At 69.2% G+C, this 23,193-nt stretch carries 16 protein-coding genes; 5 read left to right on the top strand and 11 right to left on the bottom strand.

What is annotated here, in order from left to right:
• The first annotated feature begins 196 nt into the window (after positions 1–196).
• Both hflX and ACFTE1_RS12710 read left to right on the top strand, forming a co-directional pair.
• The gene (gene hflX, locus ACFTE1_RS12715) at positions 197–1,624 is read left to right on the top strand and encodes a GTPase HflX (RefSeq protein ID WP_380622720.1); all 1,428 of its coding nucleotides are present in this window, start codon (positions 197–199) and stop codon (positions 1,622–1,624) included.
• Between the two features lie 333 nt (positions 1,625–1,957).
• Entirely contained in the window at positions 1,958–4,192 is a 2,235-nt protein-coding gene (locus ACFTE1_RS12710; RefSeq protein WP_380622722.1) for a hypothetical protein, read from the top strand.
• 463 nt (positions 4,193–4,655) lie between these two features.
• Here ACFTE1_RS12710 and lexA read toward each other — a convergent pair whose 3' ends face one another.
• Entirely contained in the window at positions 4,656–5,312 is a 657-nt protein-coding gene (gene lexA / locus ACFTE1_RS12705; RefSeq protein ID WP_380622724.1) for a transcriptional repressor LexA, read from the bottom strand.
• Positions 5,313–5,799: 487 nt separating this feature from the next.
• Between lexA and nrdR the strand changes: the two genes are divergently transcribed.
• Positions 5,800–6,267: a transcriptional regulator NrdR gene (gene nrdR, locus ACFTE1_RS12700; protein WP_380622726.1), complete on the top strand. Its 468-nt coding sequence runs from the start codon at positions 5,800–5,802 to the stop codon at positions 6,265–6,267.
• 77 nt (positions 6,268–6,344) lie between these two features.
• On the top strand, positions 6,345–9,149 hold the full coding sequence (locus ACFTE1_RS12695; protein WP_380622728.1) for a vitamin B12-dependent ribonucleotide reductase: 2,805 nt from the start codon (positions 6,345–6,347) through the stop codon (positions 9,147–9,149).
• 244 nt (positions 9,150–9,393) lie between these two features.
• On the opposite strand, the gene ACFTE1_RS12690 is transcribed toward ACFTE1_RS12695, so the two are convergent.
• The 5 genes from ACFTE1_RS12690 to ACFTE1_RS12670 are packed head-to-tail and all read right to left on the bottom strand — an operon-like array spanning position 9,394 to position 16,505.
• Complete coding sequence (locus ACFTE1_RS12690; protein WP_380762734.1) at positions 9,394–10,713, bottom strand: FHA domain-containing protein; 1,320 nt, start codon at positions 10,711–10,713, stop codon at positions 9,394–9,396.
• Positions 10,713–11,816, bottom strand: coding sequence for a PP2C family protein-serine/threonine phosphatase (locus ACFTE1_RS12685; protein WP_380622732.1), 1,104 nt, complete (start codon positions 11,814–11,816; stop codon positions 10,713–10,715). The genes ACFTE1_RS12690 and ACFTE1_RS12685 overlap by 1 nt, the downstream gene beginning before the upstream one ends.
• A 23-nt stretch (positions 11,817–11,839) precedes the next feature.
• Positions 11,840–14,317 (bottom strand): tetratricopeptide repeat protein, encoded by a 2,478-nt coding sequence (locus ACFTE1_RS12680; protein WP_380622734.1) that lies wholly within the window; start codon positions 14,315–14,317, stop codon positions 11,840–11,842.
• Positions 14,318–14,331: 14 nt separating this feature from the next.
• Complete coding sequence (locus tag ACFTE1_RS12675; protein WP_380622736.1) at positions 14,332–15,291, bottom strand: glutamate ABC transporter substrate-binding protein; 960 nt, start codon at positions 15,289–15,291, stop codon at positions 14,332–14,334.
• The gene (locus ACFTE1_RS12670; RefSeq protein WP_380622738.1) at positions 15,288–16,505 is read right to left on the bottom strand and encodes a hypothetical protein; all 1,218 of its coding nucleotides are present in this window, start codon (positions 16,503–16,505) and stop codon (positions 15,288–15,290) included. Before ACFTE1_RS12670 ends, ACFTE1_RS12675 begins: the two co-directional genes overlap by 4 nt.
• Positions 16,506–16,864: 359 nt before the next feature.
• Here ACFTE1_RS12670 and ACFTE1_RS12665 point away from each other — a divergent pair, with 359 nt between their 5' ends.
• Positions 16,865–17,515, top strand: a complete 651-nt coding sequence (locus tag ACFTE1_RS12665) for a sulfotransferase family protein (RefSeq protein ID WP_380622740.1) — start codon at positions 16,865–16,867, stop codon at positions 17,513–17,515.
• A gap of 64 nt (positions 17,516–17,579) precedes the next feature.
• Here ACFTE1_RS12665 and ACFTE1_RS12660 read toward each other — a convergent pair whose 3' ends face one another.
• The 5 genes from ACFTE1_RS12660 to ACFTE1_RS12640 all read right to left on the bottom strand — a co-directional run bounded on the left by ACFTE1_RS12660 (position 17,580) and on the right by ACFTE1_RS12640 (position 23,175).
• On the bottom strand, positions 17,580–18,299 hold the full coding sequence (locus ACFTE1_RS12660; protein WP_380622742.1) for a hypothetical protein: 720 nt from the start codon (positions 18,297–18,299) through the stop codon (positions 17,580–17,582).
• Between the two features lie 40 nt (positions 18,300–18,339).
• Positions 18,340–18,750 (bottom strand): hypothetical protein, encoded by a 411-nt coding sequence (locus tag ACFTE1_RS12655; protein ID WP_380622744.1) that lies wholly within the window; start codon positions 18,748–18,750, stop codon positions 18,340–18,342.
• Entirely contained in the window at positions 18,747–19,856 is a 1,110-nt protein-coding gene (locus ACFTE1_RS12650; RefSeq protein ID WP_380622746.1) for a hypothetical protein, read from the bottom strand. Before ACFTE1_RS12650 ends, ACFTE1_RS12655 begins: the two co-directional genes overlap by 4 nt.
• 80 nt (positions 19,857–19,936) lie before the next feature.
• Positions 19,937–21,169 carry a class I SAM-dependent RNA methyltransferase gene (locus tag ACFTE1_RS12645; protein WP_380622748.1) on the bottom strand — a complete coding sequence of 411 codons (1,233 nt, stop codon included), beginning with the start codon at positions 21,167–21,169 and terminating at the stop codon, positions 19,937–19,939.
• A gap of 38 nt (positions 21,170–21,207) precedes the next feature.
• The gene (locus tag ACFTE1_RS12640; protein WP_380622749.1) at positions 21,208–23,175 is read right to left on the bottom strand and encodes an APC family permease; all 1,968 of its coding nucleotides are present in this window, start codon (positions 23,173–23,175) and stop codon (positions 21,208–21,210) included.
• Between the last annotated feature and the right edge of the window lie 18 nt (positions 23,176–23,193).

The raw sequence follows: 23,193 nt of genomic DNA, 5'->3' as shown, positions 1-23,193 counted from the left end.
ACCACCGTCCGGTGAGCGCGCGCTCACCGGGTCGGGAGCGTGATGCGACACGCCCCGTAAGGCCAGGTCAGAGTGGGATGACCGTTGTGGTTTCCTCTAAAAGAATTCGCCAACCCGTGGCAAACATGACAAGCTTGGCGCAGCATGCCGCCAAGAGTTGTGACGGCGTGGACACGCCAGGATAATAAGAGGTGACATGAATATTTCAGACGTGGATTACGGGCCCGAGTACGACCCCACCACAGGCGACCTCGACCTCGAGGCCCGCCAGGCTCTGCGCCGAGTGGGAGGCATCGCGTCCACCGAGCTGGAGGACGTCACCGACGCCGAGTACCGCCGCCTGAGGCTGGAACAGGTGGTCCTGGTGGGCGTGTGGACCCGGGGTACCCTGGCCGACGCCGAGAACTCCATGACCGAGCTGGCCGCGCTCGCCGAGACGGCCGGGTCGCAGGTCATGGACGGCCTCCTGCAGCGCCGCTACAAGCCCGACTCCGGCACCTTCATCGGCTCCGGCAAGGTGCGGCAGGTCAAGGACGTCGTGGAGGCCACCGGCGCCGACACGGTCATCTGCGACGGAGAGCTCACCCCCGGGCAGCTGATCGCCCTGGAGAAGGCCGTGAACGTGAAGGTCGTCGACCGTACGGCCCTCATCTTGGACATCTTCGCCCAGCACGCCAAGTCCGCCGAGGGCAAGGCGCAGGTCGAACTGGCTCAGCTGCAGTACCTCATCCCGCGCCTGCGCGGCTGGGGCGAGGCCATGAGCCGGCAGGCCGGCGGAGCCAACGGCGGCGTCGGACTGCGCGGTCCCGGTGAGACGAAGCTGGAGACCGACCGCCGCCACATCCGGGCGCGGATCGCCAAGCTCCGCAAGGAACTGGCCAAGCTGGAGATCACCCGTGCGACCAAGCGCGAATCGCGCGCCAAGAACGAGGTCCCCTCAGTGGCCATCGCCGGGTACACCAACGCCGGCAAGTCCAGCCTGCTGAACCGGCTGACCGGTGCGGGGATCCTGGTGCAGGACGCCCTGTTCGCCACGCTCGACACGTCGACGCGGCGCACCGAGACCGACGAGGGCCGCCAGTACACGGTCTCCGACACCGTCGGGTTCGTCCGGCACCTGCCCCACCAGCTGGTCGAGGCGTTCCGCTCCACTCTGGAGGAGGTCGCCGAGTCCGACCTGGTCCTGCACGTCGTCGACGGCTCCCACCCCGACCCGCTGGGCCAGGCCGAAGCCGTCCGCACCGTGCTCGCCGAGGTCGGCGCCGACGACATTCCCGAGATCGTGGTGGTCAACAAGATCGACTCGTCCGACCCTGACGACATGATGCGGCTGCGGTCGGACTGGCCCCAGGCCGAGTTCGTCTCGGCGCACACGGGCGAGGGCATCGACAAGCTCAAGGAGCGCATCGACGCGGAGCTTCCCAGGCCCAGCGTCACCGTCGACGCCGTCGTCCCCTACACGCGGGGCGATCTCGTCTCCCGGATTCGGGAGCACGGGGAGATCCTCGAGGTCGAGCACCTTCCTGAGGGCACGCACGTGCAGGCCCGGGTGGGCGGAGCGCTGGCCAATGAGCTCGCGCCGTTCCTGAACGGCGACGGCGGGGCCCGGCCGGCGGACGAATAGGACGCGATGACGACGTGAAGCAATGAAACGCATACGCACAGCGAATGGGCGTGTGTCCTCCGAACAGTACGGCGGGCGCACGCCCTTCGTGTAACAACAGGGGTGAAGTCCGGACATTCGGACTAAGACCCTTCGATGTCCGTACCTGTGGGGATGGCCCGTTCGAGGGATACGCACGAGGTGAAGCGCCCGTTGAAAATTCGCGAGATAATTTCTCAGAACGGGAAACGCCCGGTGGAAGGCGCTCTTCGCGTCTCCGCGGATCAGTGTTATTTGTCAACTGTCGCGGGGGTCTGCTCTTGGGGCCACCAGGTGTTCTGCAACACTAATCGAATGCGTCCACTGCACTCATCCATTCGAAACGTAATCGCCGTTGCGCTGGCGGCCGCTGCGGGACTGGCCGCCCCCCTGCTCCCGGCGACCGCCCAGGCGCAAGAGGGCAGTGGAGAGACGGCGTGCACTCTGAACGACATCCGCCTGAACAACTCGGTGGCGCTCGCCGCCGCCGACGACGGCTGGTGGGTCGTTCCGGCGGGGGACGACCAGGCCCACTTCGGCGGGACGCAGTTCTTCCGCGTCGGCTCGGACTGCAACGTCCATGAACAGACCTCGGTGCAGATCACGCACACGCCCTACGTTCCGACGGGGCTGTCGACCGACTCGCAGGGACGCGTCTGGTTGGCCGACACCGGGTTCATCCCCGGGGAGCAGCGGCCCGGCGACCAGGTGGCCATGACGTCGATGGACCCGGCCACGGGCGAGTTCCAGATCTTCCGCTTCGCGTTCCCCTCGGACGTCGAGGAGTTCGACGCGGCCACGGTGACGCCCGACGGCGAGGCCTATTTCTTCGTCTCCGAGGGCGAGACCCTCGACGTCTACGGCACGGACGACGACTACCAAGAGCAGCAGACCCCCTTGGACGCGGTCGGCTCGGTGACGCTTCCCGAGTCGGCCCAGATCAACGCGGCGGCCTTCGACCCCAAGGGCGAGAAGGTCGTTTTTCGTAGCGCCTCCAAGGCCTTCGAGTACAAGGTCGACCCCTCCGACTGGGACGCCGTCGGGGAGTCCGAGCCCGGAGTGACCGAACTGGACGACGGATCCGGCGGAAGCGGCATCACCTACCAGGGCGAGGGCGAGTTCGCGACCCTGACGCAGGGAGGCCAGGCGGCCTCCACGGTGAACGCCTACGAAGCGGCGGAGATCCCCGCGGCGGAGAAGGAGAAAGAGGGCGACGAGAAGAAGGACGGGGCCGCCTCGGAGTCCGAAGAGGGCGGCAGCATGCTCGACTGGATCCTCGACAACCTCGGCCCCAGCGGCATCGTCAAGGCCCTCGTCGTGATCGCCCTGGTGGGCGCGATCCTCATGGGCGTCGGCATCTTCTACATGCGCAAGTACCGCCGCGGTGAGATGACCGCGAAGGGGGGCCGCCGCCGCAAGGGAAAAGGCGGGGCCGGTGACGATGCGGGGGAGGAGGACCCCGCCGACGCCGACGCGTCGACGGACGGCTTCTTCACCGACGACGACGGAGACATGGTGAAGATCGGCGTGGACTCCGGCGCGCCCGACGAGGACCTGGGGAGGGTCGCCAAGAAGGCCGGCGCCGGGAACGTCTACGGAAGCGGTCCGGCAGGCGGTGCCGCCGGCAGTGCGGCGGCGGGAGCCGCCTCGGCCGCGGACGACGGCGACGGGGGCCCTTCCGGCAAGGTGTACGGGGCCGACAAGGGTGCCGGTGAGGCGGGAAGCGTCTACGGTGCCGGCAAGGGAGCGGGGCCGGCCGGATCGGGGCAGGTGTACGGCGCCGGGCAGCCCGGGGGAAAGACTTACGGCGGAGGAGACGGCGATTCCGCCTCGGGCACGACCTACGGTGCGGGCGCTGACAAGCCCGGACAGGGCACGACCTACGGCTCCGGAGGAGACGGGGCCAAGGGCGCCGTGTACGGAGCCGGAGCGAGCGGCCCGGCCAAGGGAAGCACTTACGGCGGCAAGCAGGACGAGAACCAGGGGCGCGGGGCGGCGGCCGGCGCGGTCTACGGCTCGAAGCAGGCCCCTCCCAGTCCGCAGGGCGCCCCGGCTTCGCAGCCGCCCAGCCCTCAGAATCCTCCGCGCCCGCAGGGCAGCACCTACGGGTCCGGGGGAGGAAACACCGGGCAGGGCTCGGGCGGTTCGACCTACGGCGCCGCGAACAACGGCCAAGGGGCGATGAGCCCGGGGAGGTCCGGTCCGGGCGAAGCGGGTCAGGGGCCGGGAAACCGCGGCGGATCGACCTACGGGTCGCCCGCCTCGTCGTCGCCGAGCGGGTCCGTTTACGGTTCCGGCGCCGACAACGGCGGCCGTCCGGCGGGCGCGAGCCCGACCGGTTCGGTGTACGGCTCCGGCAAGGGAAGCGGCTCCATATACGGAGCCGGCGGTTCGGGTCCGGCCGAGCCCCGGCCCGAGAGCGGATCCGGTGCTCCCGGGCAGGGTTCGGTGTATGGAGCGCCCTCCGGCGCGGAACCGGACAAGGGCGGCTCCGTCTACGGTGGCGACCGGTCCGACCGATTGCCGGACGAGGACGACTACTGGAGTTAGCCCGGTCCGGTTCTGAGTCTGACCCGGTTCGGTCGGAACAGGCCGGGACGTGTAGGCCCGGCGCGGGTCGGAATTCCCGGTCACCGGTCCGGTGTGGAGGCTTCGCCTCCTCATACGGCGGTTTCTGGTCGGGCGCGGCGACAGGCGTTCGCCACGCCGTCGCGAACGCGTTGTGCACCTCGGTGGCCGCGGAGTGGAAGGCTCTGGTCGGGCCTCTCCGTTTCCGGGCCGATGCGGTCCGGCTTTCTCGCGGCTCGGCCGCCTCAGCGGGCGCGACGGTAGGGGCGCTTCGAACGCGCCATTGCGGCTGCCATCGCGAGGACGGCGTTCTATCGGTCGCCCGGAGTCGACGTTCGGAGCGGAGATGCCGCTGATGGCGGCGGTCTGAGGGCGCGACGGCCCTGCGGACGCCGGTGCCTCGCGGGCTCCGCTGCCCGGCGGGTGCTGAAGTCCCCGCGGGCGGTCAGATCTTGCGCATCACGGCGACGACACGGCCGAGGATCTCGGCGTTGCTCGCGTCGATCGGGTCGTAGTGCCGGTTGGCGGGGAGCAGCCACTGCTGCCCGCTGTGGCGCCGCCACGTCTTCACGGTGGCCTCGCCCTCGATCATGGCCGCGACGACCTCGCCGTTCAGGGCGTCGGGCTGCTGGCGTACGACGACCCAGTCGCCGTCGCAGATGGCGGCCTCGACCATGCTGTCGCCCTTGACCTTCAGGAGGAAGTGGACGCCCTCGCCGACGAACTCGGTGGGCAGGGGCATCACGTCGTAGTCCCGCTCCTCGGCCAGGATCGGCTGCCCGGCGGCGACCTCGCCGACCATGGGAACGTAGCGGGGGCGCGGGTGCTGCGAGCAGGTCTGGACGCCGCCGGGAGTCTGCTGGCGCACGCCCACGGCGCGCGGGCGCCCGGCCATACGGGAGAGGTAGCCCTTCCTCTCGAGCTGCTTCATCTGGTAGGCGACGGAGGAGGCCGAGGCGAGGCCGACTTCGGCCCCGATCTCTCGAACGGAGGGGGGATATCCGCGGTTGTTGATGAACTCCTCGATGTACTCGAGGACCTGCTGCTGCCGGCGCGTCAGCTTCCGCTTCTTCGCCGGAACGGTCGTGGTCTCGTTAGCCACGGTTGACTCCTGTATATGACATTATTGGACGGCATGTCTGATTCCGCGAATGTAACCTACTGACTTCTTCAAGTCAAACATGAGTGCGATCTCGGCGTGTCGCGATTACGGGCTCCTGTACCCCATGGCACGTGCGGTGTCGGACATTCGCCCGCCGTGTCCGCGGCGTCCCCCGACGGGGTGGCGGTGCCGCCCCGGACGAGTGGGCCGGGCCCTGTATCGGCTCCCACGTCGGACCCCCGAGGCATGATTCTCGGAGAGTGCGTATGGTCTCCTAGAGGGCGCCTCCGTAAAATTCCCCTGGGGCCTCTGCGCTAAACTCAACACAAGATGTTGTGTCCCGATGTATTATTGTTCCCTAGGTGTTGGGTTTTCCAGCCATCGCTCCCTAGGGTGATCCATGGGGAGAACCCACCCGCCGGAACGCCGGGCCCCCGGTCCGCCTCCGACGGGTGCGCGCCGAATCGCCGCCAGAGGAGGAACCTCCGTGAGATGCCCGTACTGTCGCCACCCCGACAACAGAGTGGTGGACTCCCGGGACGTTGAGGACGGTAAGCAGATACGCCGCCGGCGCATCTGCCTCAATTGCGACAAGCGTTTCAACACCTTCGAGGAGTTCATCCTGGAGGTCGCCAAGCGCTCGGGGACGACCGAGCCCTTCGACCGGGCCAAGGTGGCCCTCGGTGTCATGAAGGCCTGCCAGGGCCGCCCCGTCGACAGCGACGACGTGGCCAAACTCGCCCAGGCCGTGGAGGACGAGATCCGTTCCCGCGGAGTCGCCGTGGTCTCCAGCCACGACGTCGGACTGGCGGCCCTGACCCCGCTGAGAGACCTGGACGAGGTGGCCTACCTGCGCTTCGCCAGCGTCTACCGCTCGTTCGCATCGATCGAGGATTTCGAGAAGGAGATCGCGTACCTGCGCGAGACCCGGAAGGCCCCCGCCGCGGGGGCCTGACAGCCAGCAAAAGAACACCCGCCCAGGGCAATCCCAGATTGCACCAGCCACGTTTGAGAGGACCGAGGCCAAGTCTCATGGCTAAGACAGCGAAAGCCACCGCAGGCAAGAACGCCAAGCGCACCGGTGAGGGTCTGAAAGTCCGGCGCGTCTTCACGACCGACGGCGTACACCCCTACGACCAGGTCGAATGGGAGAAGCGCGACGTCGTGATGACCAACTGGCGCGACGGCTCGGTCAACTTCCAGCAGGACGGGGTCGAGTTCCCCTCCTTCTGGTCGCAGAACGCCGCCCAGATCGTCACCTCCAAGTACTTCCGCGGAGCCGTGGGCACGCCCCAGCGCGAGTCCAGCCTCAAGCAGCTGATCAGCCGCGTGGTCGACACCTACCACGAGGCCGGCCGCAAGAACGGCTACTTCGCCTCCGACGAGGACGCCGAGATCTTCTCCGAAGAGCTGACCTGGCTCCTGCTGCACCAGTACTTCAGCTTCAACTCGCCGGTGTGGTTCAACGTGGGAACCGCCGCCCCCCAGCAGGTCTCGGCCTGCTTCATCCTCTCGGTCGACGACTCCATGGAGTCGATCCTCGACTGGTACAAGGAGGAGGGCCTCATCTTCAAGGGCGGCTCCGGCGCCGGCGTCAACCTCTCCAAGATCCGCGGCTCCAACGAGCTGCTCTCCAGCGGCGGCAATGCCTCCGGCCCGGTCAGCTTCATGCGCGGCGCCGACGCCTCGGCGGGAACCATCAAGTCCGGCGGCGCCACCCGCCGCGCGGCCAAGATGGTCGTCCTCGACGTGGACCACCCCGACGTCGAGGAGTTCATCGAGACCAAGTCCCGCGAAGAGGACAAGATCCGCGCCCTGCGCGACGCCGGATTCGACGTCGACCTGGGCGGCGACGACATCGTGTCCGTGCAGTACCAGAACGCCAACAACTCGGTCCGCGTCTCCGACGAGTTCATGAGGGCCGTCGACGAGGGCACTGACTACGCCCTGCGCAACCGCATGGACGGCTCCGAGGCCGGCCGCCGCGACGCACGCTCGGTCTTCAAGAAGATGGCCAAGGCCGCGTGGGAGTGCGCCGACCCGGGCATCCAGTACGACGACGTCATCAACTCGTGGCACACCAACCCGAACACCGACCGGATCAACGCGTCCAACCCGTGCTCGGAGTACATGTCGCTCGACAACTCGTCGTGCAACCTCGCCAGCCTGAACCTCATGAAGTTCCTGGCCGACGACGGCTCCTTCGACGTCGACCGCTTCGCCGCGGCCGTCGAAACGGTCATCACCGCCATGGAGGTCTCCATCTCCTTCGCGGACTTCCCGACCGAGAAGATCGGCGACACCACCCGCAAGTACCGCCAGCTGGGCATCGGGTACTCCAACCTGGGCGCCCTGCTGATGGCCTCCGGCCTGGCCTACGACTCGGAGGAGGGCCGCTCGCTCTCCGCCGCGATCACCGCGCTCATGACCGGCGTCTCCTACCGCCGCAGCGCCGAGATCGCCGGAGCGGTCGGCCCCTACGAGGGCTACGCCGTCAACGCCGAGCCGCACGCCCGGGTCATGGCCAAGCACGCCAAGGCCGTCGAGGACGTCCGCACCTTCGGCGACATCGACGCCACCATCCTGGGCGCCGCCCGCGACGAGTGGGGCAAGGGCAACAAGCTCGGCGCCGTCAACGGCTGGCGCAACGCCCAGGCCTCCGTGCTCGCCCCGACCGGCACCATCTCGTTCATGATGGACGCCGACACCACCGGCATCGAGCCCGACCTGGCCCTGGTCAAGCACAAGAAGCTGGTCGGCGGCGGCTCCATGGAGATCGTCAACCAGACCATCCCGCGCGCGCTGGACCGCCTCGGCTACGGCGAGCGGGAGGCCGGCGAGATCGTCGACTTCATCGCGGAGAACGGCCACGTCGTGGGCGCCCCGCACCTGTCGGAGGACCACTACACGGTCTTCGACTGCGCCATGGGCCAGCGCTCCATCTCCCCGATGGGCCACGTCCACATGATGGCCGCCGTCCAGCCGTTCCTCTCCGGCGCGATCTCCAAGACGGTGAACGTGCCCGAGTCGGCCACGATCGACGACATCGGCGAGATCTACCTGCAGGGGTGGAAGCTGGGCCTCAAGGCCCTGGCCGTCTACCGCGACAACTGCAAGGTCGGGCAGCCGCTGTCGGCCAAGAAGAACGAGTCCGAGGAGGCGGAGACCGCCTCTTCCGAGACCGTCTCCGAGGCCGGCGCCCCGGTCCGCAAGAAGCTGCCGCAGCGCCGCTCCTCGCAGGTGACGTCGTTCAACGTCGCCGGCGCCGAGGGCTACATGACCGCCTCGACCTACCCCGACACGGGCAAGATCGGCGAGGTCTTCCTCAAGATGTCCAAGCAGGGCTCGACCCTCGCGGGCGTCATGGACGCCTTCTCCATCGCCATCTCGGTGGCGCTGCAGTACGGCGTCCCGCTCGAGGAGTACGTCCGCAAGTTCACCAACATGCGCTTCGAGCCGGCCGGCATGACCGACGACTCCGACGTCCGCATGGCGAGCTCGCTGGTGGACTACATCTTCCGCCGCCTGGCGCTGGACTACCTGCCCTACGACGAGCGCGCCGCTCTGGGCATCCTGACCACCGCCGAGCGGACCGCCGAGCTCAACGGCGAGGACCCGGCCACGGTGTCCGAGCAGGCCGACTCCGACGCGGAGAAGGCGGAGGCCCCGGTGTCGCCCGCGGCGAAGCCGGCGTCGTCGAACGGCTCCAACCTGCTGTACTCTTCGGCGGCCCGCGAGGCGGACGCGCCGCTGTGCATGAACTGCGGTACGCGCATGCGCCCGTCCGGCTCCTGCTACGCGTGCGACGGCTGCGGCGCCACCAGCGGCTGCAGCTAGGACCCTACTCCCGGCGTGAGGCCCTGAGGGCTCTGGCGTCAGGCTGTTGAAAAGGGGACGACCTCCGGGTCGTCCCCTTTTTCCGTGCCCGGTGAAGGCCGGGCGCGGACCCGGCGGCGGGCTGAACGCCGGGCCCCGGCTCGGACGCGACCTGGTCGCGGCCGGGTCGCGAGGCGGTTCTCAGGGCATGGAAAAGGCCCGCCGAGAGCGAACTCTCGACGGGCCATTCGTCGTTCGGGGAGCGCTAGCCCTCGTAGTTGACCACGATGCGGGTCCAGGCGCCCAGGTTGATCGTCGCGCCGTCGCCGACGGGGATCTCCACGTGCGGGGCGAGCGGCTCGTCCGAGCCGTTCAGGAACGTCCCGTTCGAGGAGCCGACGTCGACCAGCACCCACGACCCGTCCGGTTTGTTGACCAGTTTGGCGTGGCGGGCGCTGACCCCGGGGTCGGCGGCGTCGTTGGACAGGTCCACGTCGGGCGTGACCCCGCGCTTGGCGGAGAAGCGGCCGATCGTGACCTCCCCGGTCTCCAAGCCGAACCGCTTGGGGCTGCGGAAGGACGGGAACTGAAGCTGCCCCGACTCGTCGCCGGCGGTCACCTTGTTGAAGTAGCTCTGGTCGGTGTTGACCGTGACCGCCCAGCGCGAGACTCCGCCCGCGCCGCCCCCGGGCGGGGCGTAGGCCGCCGCCACGTCGGTGGGCTGCTGGTCGGGCATGGAGAATCCCCCGCCCGCGTCCTGCTGCGGAGCACCGCCCCAGGCGCCTTGGCCGGCGTAGGGGTCGGCCTGCTGCTGGGCGTACGGGTCCTGCGGCGGGGCCGCGGTGTTGCCGTACGGGTCCTGGGCCTGCGGCTGGGCGTAGGCGTCGGGGGCCGGGGTCCCGAAGGAGCCCTGCTGCTGACCGTAGGGGTCCTGCGGGGCGGGCTGCTGGTTGTACGGGTCCTGGGGGGCCGGCTGCTGGCCGTACGGGTCGTGGGCGGGCTGCTGGCCATAGGGGTCCTGGGGAGCGGACGGCTGTCCGTAGGGGTCCTGGCCCGGCTGCTGGCCCCATCCGCCCTGCTGCTGACCGTAAGGGTCCTGCGGGGCCGACGGCTGACCGTAGGGGTCCTGCGGCTGCTGCTGACCATACGGGTCCTGACCGGGCTGCTGGCCATAGGGGTCTTGAGGAGCGGACGGCTGTCCGTAGGGGTCCTGGCCCGGCTGCTGGCCCCATCCGCCCTGCTGCTGACCGTAAGGGTCCTGCGGGGCCGACGGCTGACCGTAGGGGTCCTGCGGCTGCTGCTGACCATACGGGTCCTGACCAGGCTGCTGACCGTACGGGTCCTGGCCGGGCTGCTGCTGTCCGCCGTAGGGGTCGGGCTGCTGTCCGTAGCCGCCCTGCTGCTGACCCCAACCACCGCCGTACGGGTCCTGGCCCTGGGGCTGGCCCTGCGGCTGAGCGCCGGCCCATGCGGGGTTCGGCGTCCCACACTGCTCGCAGTTGGGTCCCTGCGGGAAAGCGCCACACGTGCACTGGTATCCACCAGGCTGCGGGGCACCACCGGGATAATTCGGCTGGTAGGTCACTATCGTCCCCCTCTTAGCAGTGTGGTTCCTTCAGCTTCGCTGTCCACACGCAGCTTTGTTGTACCTTCTTGTATGTCAACGACGGGCCCGCCGATAGGTTGCGGCGGGGAAAGCTCGATGACAGCAACACTGATATTGTCATGCCCTCCGCACTGGAGTGCTTTACCTATCAACGCTACAGTCTTTGCGCTCACATCGCCTTCGGGCAGAGGCGCGAGGTCCCCCGGCCCACTAAAGTACCGCGACAGGCCGTCGCTGCAAACCACGATGTGACCTCCGTCGACGGTCAGGCGGATGAGGTTGGGGTTCAGATTCGGAGCGTCGGCCCCCAGCCAGGCCAGGAGCGCCTTCGCGTAAGGGCTCTTGTAGCGCTCGTCGTTCGGGTCGGCCCCGGCGTAGTCCAGCCGGGCGGCGATGGTGTCGTCCACGGTCAGCTCGTTGGACTGGTCGGCGCCCGCCCAGTAGACGCGCGAGTCGCCCACCCAGCAGATGACCACCTCGTCGCCGTCGGTGATCGCCGAGACGTAGGTGCAGGACGGCGGCGAGTCCGGGTACTGGCGCCCGACCTCGGCCACGGCGGCGTGGGCGGCCTCGACCGCCCGCTGGGAGGCGGCCTCGGGCAGCTCCCCGGCGTTGAGCGCCTCCAGCATGGCCTGGGCGGACGCCTCCGTTCCGGCCAGCGAGGCCCGCTCGGAGTCCGTCGCGCCCGAGACGCCGTCGCAGACCACGGCGAAGGCGTGTCCGGCCTCCGAATGGCCCGCCGCGATCGAGTCCTGGTTGTAGTGGTGGCGTTTGCCCACGTCAGTGCCGGCGCCGATATTGCCGTGCCGGAACTCGGCGTGGTCGCTCGACCCGCCCGGGTGGTCCGGGTTGTCGACCTCGGCCGCCGACGAGATCCACCCGGCCGGGGGAGTCTCAGGCTCCTCCTGCTCGGCCAGGACCGTCACGGGGAGGGCCGCGGTGGCGTCCCCGTCGTCCGGCACGGAGGCGACCGGCGTGGGCTCCTCCACGAGGTCGCCCCCGCAATCCTCGCAGTACCGCCCGATCTCGGCCGGCAGGGAGCAGAGGCTGCACTTCTTCGGTGCCATGGTCGGCTGTGTCATGGTGGCTTCCTCGGGTGGTGGCTCTACAGGAGGGTGCGGGGCCGGCTGGTGTTGGCCAGGTCGATGTAGTGGATCTGCTTCTCGCGGTCCTGCTGGGCGTGGGCGAGGCTCCGATAGGACGATTCGAGGGCGAAGCGCAGGTCGCGCTCGGTGGCGTCGGTTCCCAGGACCGGCGGGGCCCCGGTCGTCCCGGTGGCGTTGAGATAGTGCAGCGCGTAGTTCAGCAGCCTGGTCGCCACGAGGTGGTGGCGGCCGGGCTCCAGCCTGAGCCCGGTCAGCGTGTTGCCCAGGTGGTGGAGGCGCTCCATGTCCGGCGGCATCGGCGAGCGCAGCGACAGCTGGATCGCGGCGACCTGCGCGGTGTGGTACTGCGAGGAGGTCGTCGGGATCTGCTGGAGGGTGCGGATGGCGTCGTCGATTCGGCCGGCCCTCTCCAGCAGGCGGGCGTGGCCGAACGCGGCCGAGACGAAACGGCGGTCGACCGCCCAGATCCGCTCGTAGTGGGCCGCGGCCGTGTCGATGTGGCCGGAGCCCTCGGCGCAGGCGGCGAGAGCCAGGCGCGGCGCCAGCTCTCCGGGCAGGTGCGAGAACACGTTGTCGAAGGAGGTGTAGGCGCCCGCGACGTCGCGCCCGGCCAGCTGGAGGATGGCCGCGTACCAGTTGGCCTGCCAGGTGTTGCCGTCGGACTGGACGAGCTCGCCCAGGGCCTGGGCGGCCGAGGCGAGGTCGCCGAGGTCGATCAGGGCGTCCACGCGGCGCAGGCGGACCTCGTGGGTCTGGGCCGGGGCGTTGGCCAGCTCCGCGAGCACGACCGCCGGCTGGGAGGCGGTGACGGTCTGCAGGAACGCCGTGGCCGGGTCGTCGGGGTCGGGCAGGGGCCGGGGGAGCGACTCCACGACCGACTGGGGGTCGGAGAGGAGGGCGAGGTCGTTCTCCACGTCGGGGACGCCGAACACGGCCGCCTCGCCGGAGAAGAGCGTGGAGGCCTCGTAGAGGGGCCGGCCCTTCTCCACCGACTCGACCTCGCCGAGGACCCCGCGCACCTGGGTGCGCATCTCGGCGGCGTCCTGGAAGCGGGCCATCGGCTCGTCGTTGCAGGTGCGCTGGAGCAGGCGCTGGAAGGACGGGAAGCGGCGGAACAGCTCCGTCTCCTCGGCCGGCGGGAAGGCGTTGCGGTACTTCTTGGTGAAGCCCTTGAAGTCCAGCGCCATGACGGCCATGGACCGGCCGATGGTGTAGAGGTCGGAGGTGATCGACGGGCCCGCCGAGAGGATCTCGTCGTTGGGCACCGCGTATCCGGGCGTGCCGTAGACGGCCGACTCCATGTCGTCGATGCGGCGCACCGCGCCGAGGTCGATGAGCTTGAGCCACGTCTGCACGTGGATCACGTTGTCCGGCTTGAAGTCGCAGAACAGGAGGCCCGAGTCGTGCAGGTACTCGAACGCGGGAAGGATCTCCAGCGTGTAGGTGAGCGTGTCCGCCAGAGGCATGGGCAGGACGGTGCCGTCCTCCTCGGGCTCCTCGCGGATGTCGCGCAGCGACTTGCCCGCCAGGTACTCCATGACGATGTAGGTCTGCATCTCGCCGGAGCGCTCGTCGGAGGCGGTGACGAAGTCGATGATGTTGACGACGCCGGGGTGGTCGATGCCGACTAGGAAGCGGCGCTCGTTGATGGCCGCCTCGACGGCGTCCTCGTCGGAGGTGGAGATGAGGCCCTTGACCACGACCCAGCGGTCCTGGAGGTCGTCCTGGAAGTTGGTGTCCTTGGCCAGGTAGATCCAGCCGAGGCCGCCGTGGGCGATGGTGCCGAGCACCTCATAGCGGTCGGCGAGGGAGTCGCCGGGCCGCAGCGAGGGCGTGAACCAGTAGCGGGTGCGGCAGTGGGGGCAGTAGCCCTCGGTGCGGCCGGGGCGTCCGGCCTGCGCGCGCCCGGCCTTCTTTCCGCACGAGGAGCAGACGCGCTTGCCCTCCGAGACCTTCGCGTCGGCGAGCACCGCCTCGGCCGGGTCGCGGGGTTCGACCGGGGGCATGGACGCCATGCCGGTGCGTTTTCCGCCGGTGCGGCTCGAGGACCTGGTCGTGGGGCCTGAACCGCCGGCGGTGACGGGGCCGGAGGTGGCTCCGGTGACCGGCCCGGTGATCGGACCCGACATGGTGCCGACCGAGACGGCCGGGGACGGGTGCGGTGTGACGGGGGAGTAGGGCACGGGGACGCCGGGCCGGCCGACCGGCTGCTGCGACTGGAGGCGGCGGCGCACGGCGACGGTGTCGGTGTGCTCCTCCTGCGTGGGAGCAGCCGTGGGGGCGGCGTTCGCCTGCGGCGCCGGGCCGTTCTGCTGAGCGTGCGGGGCCTGCGGCAGGGGGTGGTGCTGCGGTTGCGCTGCCGGAGCCTGCTGCTGGGCCGGGGCGGGCGCCTGGTTCGCCGGCATCTGCGGCGCCTGCGGCACGTCGGCGCCCTCGCCCGGGCGGTAGCGCTGGGTGTAGTTCTCTTCCTGGGTCATCGCCTCACGCCTCGCTACCTGTACTCTGCCTTGGGCGGGCTCGTCTTGCCGAGTTCGCCTTCGAGCCACTTGCCGTACGCCGCCTCCCAGCGACCGTCCTCCCGCATCTTCTCGAGAGTCTCGTTGATGAACTCCACCAGGTCGGTCGAGCCTTTCGCGACTCCCACACCGTAGGGCTCCTCGGCGATCGCGTCGGGGAGGATGAAGAGGTTCGGATCCTGCGAGGCGTGCCCGGCCAGGATCGTGTCGTCGGTGGTGAACGCGTCGACCGTGCCGCGCTGCAGCAGGGAGATGCAGTCGTTGAAGTCCTTGACCGTCAGCGCCTGGGCGGAGGTCTGCTCCAGCACCTGCGGCAGCGAGGTCGAACCGCCCGAGGAGCAGACGGTGTGGTCCTCGGTGAGGTCGTCGAGCGTCTCGATCCCGGAGGTCGAGTCGACCATGGTCTTCTGGTGCGCCTGCAGGTATACCGACGAGAACTCGATGTTCTCCCAGCGCGCGCAGGTCATGGACATGGTGCGCACGACGAAGTCCACGCGCCCGGAGTCGAGGGCGTCCTCGCGTTCTCCGGAGGTCATGGGCACCCAGTGGATGGAGACGTCCTCCCCGCCGATGGCCTTGGCCAGTTCGGTGGCGATGTCGATGTCGAAGCCGCCGAGCCGCCCAGTGGAGGGGTCGCGGTAGCCCATCAGGTTGGTCGTCTGGCTGACCCCGATGGAGATGACGTCCTCGTCGTTCAGCTGGGCGCGGGCCTTGGCCGCGCTGGCGCCCGAGGGCTTGAGGGACTGGGTGCGGTCGAAGCCGCCCTCGCAGGTCTCCTGCACTTCGACGGGCTCCAGGTCGGGGCTGACGGTGGCGCCTTCGGGAAGGGGTTGGGGGACGGGGACCTCGTCGACGTTGATGCCCTGGCCGGCCGAGCAGCCGGTCAAGAGGGCGACGGAGGCGGCCGCCGTCGCGGCGGTGGTCCTTATTCTCATGCTTGGTACTCCCGGATGCGTCGCTGGAGGCCGATCGCCGCGGAGCCCACCGCGAGCGCGGCGAGGGCTCCCAGGCCGATGGCTGTGCCGGAAAGGGCGCGGCGGGCGTCGTCGAGACCGCGTTCGAAACGCCCGCGCGACGTCTCGGAGGCCTCGTCGAGGGCGTCGTCGACGGCCCTGAAGGAGGCGACGACGGTCCCTTCACCGCTGCCCATGGCCAGTTCCAGGGCCTTTTCGTACTCGCCGTCGCCCATCAGCGCGAACACCTCGCCGTGGCGCTCGCGCCACTGGACGGCGGCCTGTTCGGCCGCCGCGAGCTTGTCGCCCAGTTCGGTTCCCTCGTACTGGGCGGCGATGTCGGCCAGCATGGCCTCCTCGCCGATGAGCGCCTCCATGTTGGACTCGAAGGTCTCCTTGGCGGTGGCGTCCTCTCCGCGGGCGAGGAAGAGGATCGACTCCGAGGCGGCGGCCTGCTGGGCGGCGATCTGCGCGTTGGAGACGTCCTCGAACGGTTCGGAGCCGGTCCCGGCGGCGCGGTCGAGGTGCGCCGTGGTGGCCAGGGAGGAGAGGATGAGCCATCCGGACATGGCGGCCATGGCCAGGGTGGCGCCCATGAGGCCCAGGTTGAAGGTGCGGTTGGTGAGCCGGCTGAGCCAGACGGACGCGGTGATGAGGAAGGCCAGTGCGACGATGGCCGCCGCGAAGGCCGCCCACGGGATGGACGTCGCCGAGGACTGGTCGGCGTTGAGCTGCCGCTGGGCGCTGTCGCGCAGCTCCTCGGCCTTGGGGAGGATCTGCGTGCTCATCATGGTCGAGGCCAGGCGCAGGTGCGCGGAGGTGACCGGCAGGTTCATGCGGTCGTAGGTGCGCGCGGTCTCGACCAGGCCGGTGTAGGTGGGCAGGGCGACGTTCAGCTCGGCCACGATGGCGGCGTCGGAGTCGTTGGCGACCTGGGTGGCCGCCGAGGCCAGGGCCTGGGAGGCGTCGCGGACCGCTTCTTCGTAGCTCTCCTGCGCGCCCTCGACCTGGAGGTCGCTGAGAAACGTCGAGGAGGAGACCGCGTCGGCCGTCGCCAGGGCCTGGTAGAGGTCGGAGGAGGTGACGACGAGCTTTCCGGCTCCCGTACGGGTGCCGTTGATGGTGTCGTCCTTGGCGATCATGGAGGAGGCCGCGGAGCCTCCCGCGATCACGATGAGCAGGATGGAGAGCGTCATCGCCCACATGAGCCGGCCGGGGGTGCGCGACAGGCTCAGGCGGAGGCGGGACGGGCTTTCGTCCCGGGCCGGCTCGACCGGGTCTTCGGCCGGCTCCGGCGGAGCGCCTACTGGGGACGGACCGACAGGAGCCTGGGGCGGGGCCGGTGCTGACAAGGTAACCTCACATCAAGTGGTCGAGACTTGCGAACGACTCTCAGTACATCGTATAAGGAGCGCGCAATGGTGGTCGTGCGGTGTCCGCCGGGCCGCTGCCGGGCACACGGACTCCCGGCCCGCGCTCGCGGCGGGACCGGTCCGGCTGGACGATTATAGTTCCGGCCCTTGCGGTTCGCCGTCACCGGGCCTATCGTCGGAGGATGCTTCACGTCATCGGCGCCGGGCTTCCCCGCACCGGCACGCTAACACTCAAGAATGCACTGGAGAAGCTCCTCGACGCACCCTGCCACCACATGATCGAGGTGGCTCACAACCTGGAACGCGACGTTCCCCGGTTCACCGCCGCCGCGGCGGGCGAGCCGACCGACTGGAACGAAGTGTACAAGGGCTACCGCGCCGCGGTGGACTGGCCCACCTCGGCCTTCTGGAAGGAGCTGATCGAGGCCTACCCTGACGCCCCGGTCGTCCTCTCCTTCCGCGACTCGCCCGAACAGTGGGCGACCAGCATGCTGAACACCGTCCTCAAAGGCTTCGACGATCCCCCGGAGGAGATGGTCGAGTCCGGCTGGCACGACATGGTCGAGGCGGTGTGGCAGAAGGCCGCCGGCGGCACCGACCGTTCCGACAAGGCCGCCCTCGAGGCCTTCTACTCGCGCCACCTCGAAGAGGTGCGCTCCACCGTCCCCGAGGGCCGGCTCCTCGAGTTCAACCCGCGCGAGGGATGGGAGCCTCTGTGCGGCTTCCTCCAGGTGCCCGTCCCCGACGAGCCCTTCCCGCACGTGAACTCCACCAAGGAGTTCCAGGAGAGAGTGGCGCGCGTTCAGGCCGGCGAGGATCCGGCGGACCTCTGACCTTGCTGCGCACACGGTGAAAAGGGGGCCGGGTTCGACCCGGCCCCCGCGATGCCCTTCCTTCTTAAACGCCCGTCGCGGACTTCCAGTCGCCCGATTGGATCAGCTCCGCCCAGGCGTTCCAGGCGACGTCGGCCATGATCTGGAGCGCCTCGTCGTCCGGCAGGGATCCGTTGAGCCAGTACGTCTGGACGGACGCCTGGCCGTGCACGAAGTTGATCCCGAGCTTGGGATAGGTGCCCTCGGTGGTCTCGATCCTCTCGTTGCGGTAGGTGTGAACCTCGTCGGGCTCGCCGCCCTCGAACGTCACCGAGTCTCCGGGGACCTCGACGTCGCCGTCGTGGTAGGGGTTGAGGATGTTCTGGAAGAACTCCTCTCCGCCGCCCTTGCCCAGGGAGGTGACGAACAGCGTGGGTTCGCCGTCGTACTCGTAGTACCACTCGCACTTCAACGACGCCCCCTCCTCGTTCACGTCGGACATGCTGTTGGGGGACTCGTTCCACGTCGCGTCGACCGATTTCCTGCCGGCCGATACGTCCAGCGCACTGCACGTCGCCACGTCGAAGAACTCGTCGGGGAGGGCGAGGACGTCGACGTCCGCGAGGCTGAGGGCCGTCTGCTCGGGTGTCGGGGGATCGGCGGGTTCGGGGGAAGAACCGGAGTCCTGGGAGCTGCTCTCGGACTCGGGCTCGCTGTCATTGCACGCCGTCAGAGAAAATGCTGCGACCAGTGCGAATGCGGGGATAAAGGCGCCTTTGAACAGGCGATCGCGTGTCGTATTCATAACGGTTCCACTATAGGAACCCTCCGCAACCGGGCGCCCCTCACGACCGGCCGGACCGGAACGGCCTGTCGGCGTAGCGCAGGCTGTCCGGGCGTGCCAGGTAGAAGAGGGGGCAGGAGTAGAAGAGCACGGTCAGGAGACCACCGACGAGCGAACCGCCCTCCGCCAGAAAGGCCCAGACCACGGTTCCGACCGTCAACGCGCTCACCGCCAGAGCGGTCCAGTAGGCCCACCGCTCCCTCCGGTGCAGTCCGATCCCGACGGTCAGCAGCACCGCCCCCGCGGCGGGGATCAGCCACTGCCACCAGTGCTCGACCCCGTCGACGAGGAAGATGAACAGCGGGACGACCGACATGAGGGAGCCGAACACCAGATAGAGGCCGGAGGCCTTCTTCACGGCCGCCCTCCCCTTCTCCCGGGAGGCCTCCTCCGTGCTCGCGACAGGGCTCACTGCGGCCTCCGCTCCGTCGGACTCCGCAGTGCCGGAACCTCTTTGCCGAACCGGGCGCAGTGGTCCTCGAAGCCCTCCGGCAGCCATTCGTGGCGGGCCCACCCCGGGTGGTTGGGGAACGAGGAGCCCGCCGCCAGCACGAACGCCAGCGGCGCCCAGAACCCGTTGAGCTGCAGGTGGACGTCCCTCCCGTCGTCGGAGTTGTAGCGCAGGTAGATGTTCTCCTCATTGACGAGGTCGACGGTGTCCAACGCCCCGTAGTAGACCGAGTAGTTGTAGTCGGCACTGAGGAGGTGGATCCGCCGGTCGGTGATCAGGACCTCCCCGTAGCCCTCGTAGACCCACCTCGGCTTGGCGTTCTCCTTCGCCTCCCACTTGGCGGCGGCGTTGCCCAGGGCGGTCAGAGCCTGCTGGGTCGCCACGAAGCCCGTATCGCCGATCGCGATCGACGACCGGTGCATGTAGGTGCCGTCCCCGACGGGACGGAAGGTCCACGGATTGACGGGCGTCTCCATCAGCGGAATCTCGCCGGGGTCGGTGCGCTTCCTCGTCGGAATCGGACGCCACTCGTGCAGGCGCTCCTCAACCAGGTGCGTGGCCAGGGCCGCCGTATAGTGCATCCGCTCGTCGCCCTCGGTCCACTGCGGCTGCGCGGGGACGGACGACCCGTTCCCGGACCGCTTCCTCCAGGCCAGGAACGGACGGTCCGCCCTGCGGTGACTCGAGGGCCGCACCAGCAGCGCGACCGGCACCGCGTAGATCAGGACGGAGACGATCGCACCGCTTCCAGTCCGAAGCCCGTCCACCAGGGTCACTATCGCCAAGGCGGCGCTCATGCCCAGGCATGTCCAGTAGGCCCAGCGCTCGCGCAGGATCAGGGCCAGCCCCGCCAGAGCGAAGCCCAGGCCGACGAGGACGACGAGCGCCCCTCCCAGCAAGGCCCCGATCCCGCCGTCCTCCAGGGCACTGGGAATCGAGACGGCGGCGAGCAGCAGGCCGGTGCCGATGGCGAAACCGCCCGCCGTGGCCACACGGGCCCTTCCCTGGCGAACGGGCGGCGGCGCGGCGGCGGAACCGCCGACGGGAACCGAATCAGGTTGGCGCATGGGGAGACTCCTGAGGGACTCGGAACGGGACCCTCCCTTTATAGCAAGGGGCCGCCAGGGAACCCGACGGCCCGAACCCGCTACTCGCCCTTCTCGAACAGGGCGATCGTCTCGAAGTGCTGCGTCATGGGGAAGGCGTCGAAGGCCCTCATGCGAGTCAGGTCGTAACCCAGGCCCCGCAGCGTCTGCGCGTCCCGCGCCAGCGCGGCGGCGTCGCAGGCGACGTAGCAGACCGCACGCGGCCCGGCCTCCGCCACCCGCTCGACGACCTCGCGTCCCGCTCCCGCGCGCGTGGGGTCCAGCACGACAACGTCGACACCGCCCAGCGCGCCGACCGTCGCGGCCACATCGCCCACGATGGCGCCGGCGTTGTCGAAGTCGGCCAGGTTGGCGGCCGTCCTCGCCGCCTCGTTGTTCTCCACGGCCACCACTCGGCCGCCGCGGCCCACCTCGTCGGCGAGCGCCGCCGCGTACAGGCCCGCGCCGGCGTAGAGGTCCCAGGCCGCCTCGCCCGACTGCGGCCGAGTGAACTCCAGGACGCAGTCCAGGAACGCGCCGGCCGCCTCCGGGTGCACCTGCCAGAAGCCGTCGTAGTTCATGTCGAACTGGTGGTCCCCGACGTGTTGGAAGATCTCCTTGGGGCCTTTCACCAGGCGCGTCGCGGCGGTTCGCGAGCGCTGGGTGTAGACGCTCAGGTCGTCCTCGTCCGAGTCGACCACTCCCACTGCGCCGATCTGGTTGTCCCGGCGCCCGCGGGACTCCTTGCCGGAGGAGCGGTACCACTTCTTCTCCAGCACGTCGGACTCGCTGATGCGCTCCGAGGCGATCAGGCAGTCGTCGATGTGGACGATGTTCGACGAACGGTGCGACCGCAGGCCAGCGCGTCCGTCCTTGCCCACCGCGTACTGCATGCGGGTGCGCCAGCGCAGGGGCCCGCCCGGCAGCTCCTCCACGGTGAGCTCCTCGTGGCCCTCGGCCTTCGCCAGCGCGGCCAGCAGCTCCGGTTCCACCTTGCCGATGCGCTCCATCTGCTGCGTCAGCACCCTGGCCTTCAGACGCCGCTGGGCGCCGGGCTCGACATGCTGGAAGTCGCAGCCGCCGCAGCGGCCCGGGCCGGCCCACTGGCAGGGCGCCTCCACCCGGTCGGGGGAGGGCTCCAGGATCTCCACCGCGTCGGCGAAGGCGATCTTCTTCTTCCGCTCGAGGACGTTGATGCGGACTTTCTCCCCTGGCAGCGCGTGCCGGACGAAGTACACCTCGCCGTCCACTCGCGCCACGCAGTGGCCGCCGGCGGCGATGTCGTCTACAGTCACAATCACAAAAATGCTCCCTTTTCGGATACAGGCCCGGCTCACCGGCGGCGCCGGATGTCCTTGTCGAGTCGGTCGAGGTCGCGGTTCTCGCTCGAGGCCAGCTGCCAGGGCACCGTGGTGACCATGACGCCCGGCTCGTAGCGCAGCCGCGTGCGGATCTTCTTGGCCGATTGATTGTGCAGGATGCGCTCGTACCAGCGGCCGACGACGTATTCAGGTAGGTATACCGTCACCACGTCCCTCGGCGATTCGCGCCGCAGCTTCTTCACGTAGTCGATGATCGGGCCCGTGATCTCCCGGTACGGCGAGTCGAGCACCGTCAGCGGGACCTTCATGCGCCTCGCCTCCCAGTCCGAGACGACGTTGCGCGTGTCGGCGTTGTCCACGTTGACCGTCAGCGCCGTCAGAGTGTCGGGGCGCGTGGCCTGCGCATAGGCGATCATTCGCAACGCGGGCCGGTTCAAGTGCGAGACGAGCACCACGGCGTGGTTGCGGGCCGGGTTCCGACTCTTGCCGACCGGAACGGCCAACTCGTCGGCCACCTCTCCGTAGTGGCGAGAGATGAACCACATGAGGGCCACGTTCGCCGCGATCACGACCAGCGCGATCCACGACATCCTTCGGAACTCGCCCACCGTGACCACGAACAGGATGAGCCCTGCCATCACCGTGGTGACCAGGGCGATGGCCCGTGCCCGCTTCGCCCTCGACCGCCTCCTCGGATCCCGCTCCACCGTCAGGATCCGGCTCCAGTGGCGGTTCATCGCCGCGTTGGTCAGCATGATCGACAGGAACACGCCCACCACGTACAGGGCCATCAACCGGTACGAACTGGCCGAGAAGATCGCCGTCAGGGCCGCCGCGGTCACCGCGAGCACCAGGATCCCGTTCGAGTAGACCAACCGGTCGCCGCGCTTGTGCAGCTGCCTCGGCAGCAGCGAGTCGGACGCCAGGATGGACGCCAGCCTCGGAAAGCCCACGAACGCCGTGTTCGCCGCGAGCACCAGCACGCCACCGATGGCGAACATGGACACGTCGGCGATCCACCCGTAGGGGAAGAACACCGCCGAGGCCAACTGTCCTATCAGTGTGGTCTGGACGAAGTCCTCCGGAATCCCCGTCAACTGCGCGTGCGGGTCGCTCGACTGCTGGGCCCCCACCAGGTAGGCCAGGTACACCAGGCCCACGAACAACAGGATCGTCGTGGCGCCCACGATACTGAGCGCGATGGCCGCGTTGCGGCCCTTCGGCGGGCGGAAGAACGCCACGCGGTTGGTGTATGTCTCCACACCCGACACCGCGATCGAGCCGGTCGCGAACGCCCTGGCCGCCAGGACGAAGATCGCCGCCCCTGACCAGTGGGCCGCCTCCCCCACCGAGACGTAGGCCGCCGAGGGGGGTTCCAGCTGCTCTCCCATCGCCAGGCGGGTGAAGCCCACCGCGATGATCCCCACGATCGCGACCATGAACAGCAGCGTCAGGGGCGCCGCCAGCTTGCCCGACACGCGCCACCCGCGCAGGTTGAACGCCGTCAGCGCGGCGATGATGAGAACGCACATCAGCACCCGGTGGTCCCGGATCGACGGCCAGATGAAGGCGAAGTTGCTCACCGCCGCCGCCGTCGAGACCGCCACCGTCAGCACGTAGTCGAGGACTTGCGCCGCCGCCGCGAGGTAGCCCGCTCCGGGGCCGAAGTTCGCGCGCACCACGCGGTAGTCCCCACCGCCCCCCGGGTACGCCTGGACCGTGTACCTGTACGAGGCGATGACGGACAGCATCACCACCGCCACCGCCAGTCCGATCCAGATGGTGAAGGTGTAGGCGGCCGAGCCGGCCACCGCCAGCACGAGGAAGATCTGCTCGGGGGCGTAGGCGAGCGACGAGATCGGATTGACCGCCAGCAGGGGGATGGCGTACCGCTTGGACAAGGACAGGGAGCTGTCTCGGTCGCTGCGCAGAGGCAGGCCGATTATGAGCCGTTTGAACATTGATAGGGACCGGGCCACGCTCCACAGATTAGCCCG

This window comes from Salininema proteolyticum, assembly GCF_042685645.1.
Classification (GTDB): domain Bacteria; phylum Actinomycetota; class Actinomycetes; order Mycobacteriales; family Micromonosporaceae; genus Salininema; species Salininema proteolyticum.
Note: the sequence above shows the minus strand (reverse complement) of the source record. Positions and strands in the feature narration are given on the sequence as shown.

Bases quoted from the DNA above. Each gene is read 5' to 3' on its own strand.
- hflX (WP_380622720.1), top strand. From the start codon at position 197: ATGAATATTTCAGACGTGGATTACGGGCCCGAGTACGACCCCACCACA.
- ACFTE1_RS12710 (WP_380622722.1), top strand. From the start codon at position 1,958: ATGCGTCCACTGCACTCATCCATTCGAAACGTAATCGCCGTTGCGCTG.
- ACFTE1_RS12695 (WP_380622728.1), top strand. From the start codon at position 6,345: ATGGCTAAGACAGCGAAAGCCACCGCAGGCAAGAACGCCAAGCGCACC.
- ACFTE1_RS12685 (WP_380622732.1), bottom strand. From the start codon at position 11,816: ATGACACAGCCGACCATGGCACCGAAGAAGTGCAGCCTCTGCTCCCTG.
- ACFTE1_RS12680 (WP_380622734.1), bottom strand. From the start codon at position 14,317: ATGACCCAGGAAGAGAACTACACCCAGCGCTACCGCCCGGGCGAGGGC.
- ACFTE1_RS12675 (WP_380622736.1), bottom strand. From the start codon at position 15,291: ATGAGAATAAGGACCACCGCCGCGACGGCGGCCGCCTCCGTCGCCCTC.
- ACFTE1_RS12670 (WP_380622738.1), bottom strand. From the start codon at position 16,505: ATGACGCTCTCCATCCTGCTCATCGTGATCGCGGGAGGCTCCGCGGCC.
- ACFTE1_RS12665 (WP_380622740.1), top strand. From the start codon at position 16,865: ATGCTTCACGTCATCGGCGCCGGGCTTCCCCGCACCGGCACGCTAACA.
- ACFTE1_RS12660 (WP_380622742.1), bottom strand. From the start codon at position 18,299: ATGAATACGACACGCGATCGCCTGTTCAAAGGCGCCTTTATCCCCGCA.
- ACFTE1_RS12650 (WP_380622746.1), bottom strand. From the start codon at position 19,856: ATGCGCCAACCTGATTCGGTTCCCGTCGGCGGTTCCGCCGCCGCGCCG.